Raw genomic sequence first — 8,296 nt, forward strand, 5'->3', positions numbered from 1 at the left:
AGACGACCGCATTAGCATCAACTCTGGCAATGGGACTTGCCTGATTGATTTAGGGTGTGGCGGCAGCCGGACTCTTAGCTTAGTATTTTGCGGAGACGGTTTGAAAGATGCCAAACCAGGAAATACAGTAGTTATAAGCGACGACGGATGCTGCCGGTTAACCCGGACCTTCAGGCGTTTATTACGAACGTTATGATCCACAGGTGGTGTATTCATTTCAAAACACAAAAGAAATCAAATGAAAATAATATTGATCCCGCCGACTGATTTATGGCTTATGCTAAATTAAAATTTATTATGAAAAAGGAAATTTCAATCAGGTTATTTTATCTGCTATTACTTTGCTTTCCGTTTGCAAAAGTACCTTGCCAGTCAATAGAGGATTCTACTATGATTGCCAATAGCGAAAAGTGGAATGTGAATTACAAACAAGGAACATTCACACTTTCCAAACCGGGGTCAGATCAAATATTTACCATGAATTTAATAAAGCTGGATTCCGGTAAAATAAGACAGAAAAAGAGAGATAGTGCTGAAATAGAATTTTCCGGCTCAGGTGGTTTCGATCAAAGTAAATACATAACGATTAAGAAAAGCAGGTTATACAAATTACAATCAGGAACTGATGAAAATTCGACCGAGGCATTGTTTGCAGTTGCAAATGAATCTAATCAAAAAAGACAAACTTTCCTGGGGAAAGTATTAAGCAAAAACGATGAAGACAAAAATGAAGTAATAATCGATACAACCAAGATTTCCGGAACGATAAAAAGAAATAACGCAGCCATTGCCTGGACCTTTAGCCTGGACAATTTGTCTTCAAACAACATGGGGAATCAGCAACTTCCATTTATCATTTTACCACCGCCTCAGGGATTTTTAAAATCAGAAAAAGACTCTTTATTTTTAGAGCGTCCATCATTTAAAGCCGATGCCGTACTTATCAACAGTAACGGTGAACACATTGGGGCTGTTAAGTTTAAAAAAAGGCCCTTCATTATATGGGTACGAAAAGATATTGATAATTCGTTGCAGGATGCCATTGGGGTACTATTTGGCGTAATGATAGGGATGAGAGAAAAGTAAATCTTCATTTTTGATGCTGACAATTTTGAATATTTTTATTAAGCTGATATAAAAATTCAGATGGTAATATGAAGCGATTAATTCTTCGTCTATTGCTGATCGTTATATTAATAGCATTAGGCTGGGGTATTCATTATGCGTGGGTATCGTTTCCTATAATCAGCGGGTATAATGCTAAACAAATGTGTACTTGTGTATTTGTTTCAGGAAGAGATCCCGGGGATATTGACACCAGCGATCTCGGTGAACTTCCGTTAAGCATTGCAACCAATAAAGTCAATTATAAAGACTCATCGGTAACCAGTACAGTGTGGGGAACTGCTTCTAAAAAAGCCATTTACAGAAAGGGAATTGGTTGCACGCTTATTAATGACATAAGTGAAAAACAATTGCGCTCTCAATCTTTCGTAATACCGGTTTCAGCAGTGCAAAATGCAGACAGCATTGCATGGCCGAACGGTGATAAGATCACGGATACATTTCCATTTGCCATAAATAAAAACAAATTGGAAGCTGCTATCAATAGTGCTTTCAAAGAACCTCATCCTGGAAAAAAACAACGCACAAGAGCGGTAGTTATCCTTTACGATGGGCAATTAATTTCAGAAAAATATGCCCCTGGTTTTAACAAGGATACAAAATTGTATGGTTGGTCTATGGCAAAGAGTTTTACTGCAGCGTTAATTGGCACCCTTGTTCAAGAAGGAAAAATAACGGTTGATGAGCCTGCTCCGGTACCTGAGTGGAATGATTCAAATGATTCGAGGCATGCCATCACGATAAAAAATCTATTGCAACAAACAAGTGGGCTTGACTTCAGAGAAGATTATACAAAAGCAAGTGATGTAACTAACATGCTTTATAAAAAAGATAACATGGCTGCTTATGCTGCATCGCATCCATTGGCTCACAAACCTGGAACGATATTTAATTACTCGAGCGGCAACAGCAATATTCTTTCACGAATTATAAGGCAAACGGTAGGAGAAAAAGATTACGCAGCATTTCCTTTTAAAGAATTGTTTTACAGAACAGGTATGTACCATACTTCATTTGAACCAGATGCATCCGGTACTTTTGTCGGTTCTTCTTACATCAATGCAACGGCAAGAGATTATGCCCGCTTCGGCTTACTTTACTACAACGACGGTGTATGGAACCGAGAAAGAATCTTGCCCGTCGGCTGGGTGAAACAAACGCAGACCTCTCCGCAGGCCAGTCCTTATCATAATTACGGCTACCAGTTCTGGTTAAATGGCTTCGATGAAAAGCATCCTTCACTAAGAGCATTCCCTGGTGTTCCGGCTGATATGTTCTATTGCGATGGGTATGGGTACCAGTTTATTTATATTATCCCTTCAAAAAAATTAGTCGTCGTGAGGTTAGGGCTAACACTTGATCATTCATTTGATGAAAATGCTTTTCTGAAAAGTATCATAGAAAGTATTGATGATAAAAGCGAATAAACAGATTATTCGGATCTCCCGGGCTTCGTTTATTACTCATAATAAGAATTTGGCAGCCATTGCGTCTTATAAATTTAGAAAACGTCGCCACAAAATAAGTTATCTCAATATCTGGCCCCGTGTTTTATATTTACTTAATTATTTAAACTCTCCTTTCATTATCAAAACTAAATTTCTCAAATGCTTAAAATTAAAACGTGGCACGATCTGTACCAGGACAGCTTATCTTTTGGCCAAAAGCTTGCCGATAAAGTGGCTAACGGCATGGGCTCATGGACCTTTATTATTTCTCAAACCATTTTTGTAATTCTCTGGATGGTCTTAAATTTTGTTGCATGGATGGATCATTGGGATGTTTATCCGTTCATCTTACTGAACCTGCTTTTTTCTACACAAGCTGCTTATGCCGCACCTATTATTATGATGGCGCAAAACAGGCAAAATGAAAGAGACAGAATGCAGGCACAAAAAGATTACCAGACAAATACAGAAGCCAAAATTGAGATTGAAGCGTTGCAGCAAAAGCTGAATTCACTTGAAATTGAAAAACTGGATAAGATAATTCAAATGCTACAGGAAATGCGAGCCGGTGAAACGAAACCATCTGCTTAAATGGTCAGTGATACGTAAACGACTATTCCAGTGCTATACCAATTGCATTGCAATGCTACTGCGCACTTAAGCGGAGCAATACACTTCCGTGCAGATTAATATTTTGTGCATACTTCTTTTTAAAAAATCCAATGTCTGCTTTGTTCCAAAGGTCCCGTATTTTAATTTTTCCTTTTAATCCCAGCGATGAAAAATCAATTGACACATCGTGGGGATTATCGGCAATATTAAACAAGCCTACATACCAATCTTTGGAACCTAGCACGTGAGATGCCCAAACCATGCTTCCATCTTTCTTATATAGTTGTCTTGGATTCTCTCCTTGTTGATTTACGGCCAGTACTTCATCATTGGAAAGAAGTTTTAATTCAATATCCCTGTTTTCCGGAAGGTTGCCACCAATCATTAATGGTGAACGATAAATACACCAGAAATTCATGTGCGTGTAGAGTTCATCGTTAGTAAAGCGGCTATAACGTTCAGTCCCAACCGGGCCACGTTTTGAAAGTTTACCAATCTGTAGCATATCACAATCGGGCCAGTGTCCCGGGCCGCCAGTTCCCTCCCAATTCTTTGCATAGTTAAACATGTGCAATATCATTTCCCAGTTGTCCCAAAAATCATCAGCCATGCGCCACATATTGGCATGTTCTTTTACATGAACAGAATCGACCAGCGGCGTTTCGCCCGGTGAGATGCTCAATACAATTGGTCTTCCGCAATTTTCTATGGCTTTCCTATATCCTTCGATTTCTGCCTTATGATAGGGACGGGCAATGTCATCTACCTTAATAAAATCAACATCCCAATCTTTATATAATTCAAGGATTGAATTCAGATATTCCTGCGCACCGGGTTTCGACATGTCCAGGCCATACATGTGGTTCATCCAGGGACAAATTGATGAGGTATCCGCAATCATATCAGCCGTGATGCCGTTAGTACCTAACACCGGAGATTTGGCCCACACAGCCTGCCGCGGTATGCCACGCATAACATGAATACCAAACTTTAATCCCAGCGAATGAACATAGTCGCTTAAGGATTTAAACCCTTTCCCACCAAAGGCCGAAGGGAATTTGTTGGGTTGCGGCAGTAGTCTTCCCCATCTATCCATCGTTAACCACGGCACATAAGAACCATCCTGCAATTGTTTTTGAAAAGGATTACCAATATTACTTCCCGGAGGATTATCGTAACTCCATAAAAAATCAACCACAATATATTGCCAGCCGAATTGCTTTAAATGCTGTGCTACATAATCGGCATTGGCTTTTACTTCATCTTCGTGTACGGCAGAGCCAAAACAGTTATAACTGTTCCATCCCATCGGCGGTGTTTGCGCTACCTGCGCATGTATAGACGGAAATGAAAAAAATAATAACAAAACGGCAATGGCAATTTTTTTAACTGGTCTCATATCCTGATTTTATTTTGCGATGATTTTATTATTTCCTTTCATAACCTTTCTGCAATAGTTTAATCCTTATTATAGTGAATGAATAGGGAAGTAATGTGATGTTAATTTTTTTACCTTTTATTTTAAATGTTGATTCTTTGGGAGAAATGTTTTGAGGTTCGTCAAAAGAATTCATTGCATCCAAGTCGTTGCTTTGTAAAATAGTAAGCGATCCTGCCGGCACGAGTTTCCTCACGCCCTGCAACGAAATACTGTTTGGCTGAGGTTCACCGGAAGCATTGACAATCTTTATTATTATTTCATTGGCAGGTGAATCAATTACTGCCGAAGCATAGAGACTGTCCTGCCCGGCAATAACGTCATTATCTAATGTGATCGGTATTACTTTTGTTCCTTTATTAAGTGAATACAACTTCTGCACGTAATAATCAGTTGTACCGTAAGATTGCAGGTTATTAACCCATATCAGGTCAGGCTTCCACTGCCATCCATCTTCGTGAGCGAATAAAGGCGCATAAGACGCCATGCTCACCACATCAGCATTGCGCTCAAGCCCAGTCATAAAAGCAGCTTCTGACAAAGCAGTTAGCCAGTTATTTTCATTGTTTATACTTACAGTATGATCGCTCTGGGCCGCGTACTCACCACCAAAAATTTTAGAACTGTTTCTTGGATAATTATCATAACGCCTGGCGTTGGCAAAGAACCACTCGGGCTTGCGGTAATAATGTTCGTCAATAATATCGGCACTCATATTTCGCAGTTCGCCGTTAAGATAATCAAACCGTTCGCCATTAGGATCTGTTCCGGAACTGTTTACTAATTTAAAGTCAGGATATTTTGCCTTAATAATTTTAGTGAAAGCTTTCAATCTTGCCACATATTGCGGACCCCAGTTTTCATTACCCACTCCCATCATTTTTAAATGAAATGGTAAAGGATGCCCGAGATCTGCACGTACCTTTCCCCATTTCGTGTGTACATCACCGTTAGCGAATTCAATAAGGTCCAATGCATCCTGTATATAAGGATCTAATTCATCTAACGGAACAAGTTCTGCAGTATTAAACTGGCAGGCCATGCCGCAATTAAGAATGGGTAGGGGCTCTGCGCCAATGTCTTCAGCCAGTTGAAAATATTCGTAGAATCCTAAACCAAATGTTTGAAAATAATCTGGCGTAGGGCGATGAGCAAACTCCACGTTCCAGCGGTTCATAATAAGCTGGCGTTCTGCTACCGGGCCAATTGTCTTTTTCCACTGGTAGCGGTTGTTTAAATCAAATCCTTCAACGATGCAGCCGCCGGGGAAACGAATGAAACCGGGTTTCATGTCAGCGAGCCACTGAACCATGTCTGCCCTAAGGCCGCCAGGGCGATTCTTCCAGGTATCTCCCGGAAACAATGAAATCATATCTAAATCAATAACTCCATTTCCTTCTATCCATAGATTCATCTTTGCTTTCATCACTGTTGTCCTGGCTGTGAAACTTACAGAAGCTTTGTGCCAATCATTACCTGTTTCAGTGGGAGTAACTTCGCCAACTCCGATGATGTTCCCGGTTGTATCAACTAATTCAACATATAATTTTACACCTGCATTTTGCTGGTGATACATGACGGAAAAATCATAACGCAACCCTTTCTTTATTCCCATGCCGCGAAAACCTTCGTTGGTTAATCCAAGATCGCCTTTCAATGCATGATCGGCATTTAGTCGAATATAATGAGGATTGCCCGGATCAATTTCTTTCCTGTTAAGCACGAGAACAGCGCCTTCTTTAAATTTCTTTTGCCGCACTGTCCATCCCATAAGCGGCTTACTGAATTCAAATGAACGGTTCTTTACCAGTTCAGCATACAGGCCACCATCAGCGCCCAAATTAATGTCCTCAAAAAAAACGCCCCACATGGTTGGTTGCACATCTCCTTTTGGTTCATTCACCTTTACAATTAATTCTTTTGGCGATTGGGCATTTGTTTGCGTACACATTACAACCAGTGCCGGTACACAAATAGATAATAAAAAAAAGGAGGATCTCAATCTCATATTCGTATTTATTAATTCATTCAACTGGGTTATATCTTCAATTATTACTAACGGATTCGTGCAACCGGAGTCGTTATTTTTCAGGGAAGCAAAACCAGTTACGTTGGTAGGGTAACGAAGAAATTAAATCATGGCTATTAAAATAATTGTTAATCTAACACTTATTTTAAAATTACCAATTATTTTTTGATATTTAATTCTGAAGATTGGCGTACCGGCCTCCTTTAATAAAGTTGGTACCTTGAAAATGTAATTGGAATTTATAGCTGAAAAAAGTTATTTCATTTCCCCGGGAATAATGTACACATATTGCTTGTGGCCTGCTCTTAAAACACCCACTTGCTTGCGTACACCAATCATTTCGTATGAAAAGAGTTTATGCATATCATCTACCGAACCAACAGGCTTACCGTCGAGTTCCACGATAATATCTCCAACCCGAAGTTCCCTGTTATAAACATTGGCATCAGCAACTAACTCGAATACATAGACGCCGGTATTCTTTTGGAGTTTGTTTGCTGCTACCATTCTTTCTGTAAGGTTAACCAATTGGCCGGCTATACCAATATAGGCACGCCTCACTCTTCCTTCCATTATAATTTTACCTGCTACGTATGATGACAGATTAGAAGACACTGCAAAACACAATCCTTGCGCAGAAGGAATCGTAGCTGTATTTACGCCGATAACATGACCAGCTGAATTTACGAGCGGGCCGCCGGAATTGCCGGGATTTAATGCAGCATCTGTTTGTATAACATCATCAATGAGCCTGCCGTTTTTAGCACGCAAGGTCCTGCCTAGAGCACTTACCACGCCTGCTGTAACTGAGTATTGTAACCCAAGCGGGTTACCAATTGCTACAGCAATCTGTCCCGGCTGCAACTGGTCTGAATCGGCAAAGGACAATGCTTTGAGGTTACTATCATAAATTCTAAGAACTGCAATATCGGTCGACGGGTCTGCTCCTTTCAATTCGGCGAACTGTTGCCTGCCATCACTAAAGTATACCTGTATCTTTTGGGCATCTTCAATTACATGATTGTTGGTAATAATATATCCATCGGACGATATAACAAAGCCAGACCCTGAAGCCGGCGTGACCTGCATCTTTCCACGCCTGTCAGTTACCTTTTTCTCTACCTGTATGTGTGCTACGGCTGAAGAGACATTGCTTACAACGCCTGTTATTGTTGAAGAATACGCATCCAATAAACGGGCATCCTTATTTTCATTACTTACAAATAATATCTTATTGTTCATGTCATTCTTTATAATTTTCTCTGCGAAATCCTTACCAGAATTACCAAATGACAACATGGCGTTCCGGTAACCCGAACTCCCCGTAAAATTGATGTGCCTTTTGGGGTGAATAATCGTTGCCTTCCGTTTACATAGCACTTCTTACCATTTATATAAACAGTGGTAAATTTTCATCATGATGATTATTTTTGCAGTTCAACTTCACAAGGCTTTTTCAATCTTCTTCAACTTTAAAGAAATAACTGAATTGGCATTTGCCACTTCTTTCAATTATTTTTTTCACCAGTAAACAATTACAATGAAAAAGTTAGCCACACTCTTTCTTTATGTGCTCGCTTCTATAAGTTTTATTTCGTGCATGCACAACGACCACAATATCAATATTGCCTATAGCGAGGATAC

General features: G+C 39.8%; 7 protein-coding genes. 4 read left to right on the forward strand and 3 right to left on the reverse strand.

All coding sequences use genetic code 11. The features are described from left to right. From ACO1O5_RS19665 to ACO1O5_RS19680, 4 genes are all read left to right on the forward strand, one after another. A partial coding sequence (locus ACO1O5_RS19665; protein WP_486273307.1) for a hypothetical protein occupies window positions 1-196 on the forward strand: 196 nt, incomplete at its 5' end. A gap of 101 nt (window positions 197-297) precedes the next feature. Further along, on the forward strand, window positions 298-1,086 hold the full coding sequence (locus ACO1O5_RS19670; protein ID WP_486273309.1) for a hypothetical protein: 789 nt from the start codon (window positions 298-300) through the stop codon (window positions 1,084-1,086). A 68-nt stretch (window positions 1,087-1,154) separates the two neighbouring features. Next, window positions 1,155-2,552: a serine hydrolase domain-containing protein gene (locus ACO1O5_RS19675; protein ID WP_486273311.1), complete on the forward strand. Its 1,398-nt coding sequence runs from the start codon at window positions 1,155-1,157 to the stop codon at window positions 2,550-2,552. A gap of 180 nt (window positions 2,553-2,732) precedes the next feature. Next, window positions 2,733-3,164, forward strand: coding sequence for a DUF1003 domain-containing protein (locus ACO1O5_RS19680; protein WP_486273313.1), 432 nt, complete (start codon window positions 2,733-2,735; stop codon window positions 3,162-3,164). 55 nt (window positions 3,165-3,219) lie between these two features. On the opposite strand, the gene ACO1O5_RS19685 is transcribed toward ACO1O5_RS19680, so the two are convergent. The 3 genes from ACO1O5_RS19685 to ACO1O5_RS19695 all read right to left on the reverse strand — a co-directional run bounded on the left by ACO1O5_RS19685 (window position 3,220) and on the right by ACO1O5_RS19695 (window position 7,894). Next, window positions 3,220-4,584: a glycoside hydrolase family 27 protein gene (locus ACO1O5_RS19685; protein ID WP_486273315.1), complete on the reverse strand. Its 1,365-nt coding sequence runs from the start codon at window positions 4,582-4,584 to the stop codon at window positions 3,220-3,222. Between the two features lie 28 nt (window positions 4,585-4,612). Continuing rightward, window positions 4,613-6,631, reverse strand: coding sequence for an alpha-L-arabinofuranosidase C-terminal domain-containing protein (locus ACO1O5_RS19690; protein ID WP_486273316.1), 2,019 nt, complete (start codon window positions 6,629-6,631; stop codon window positions 4,613-4,615). Between the two features lie 276 nt (window positions 6,632-6,907). Continuing rightward, window positions 6,908-7,894: a S1C family serine protease gene (locus tag ACO1O5_RS19695; protein ID WP_486273318.1), complete on the reverse strand. Its 987-nt coding sequence runs from the start codon at window positions 7,892-7,894 to the stop codon at window positions 6,908-6,910. Between the last annotated feature and the right edge of the window lie 402 nt (window positions 7,895-8,296).

It is taken from the genome of Ginsengibacter sp. (assembly GCF_057362405.1).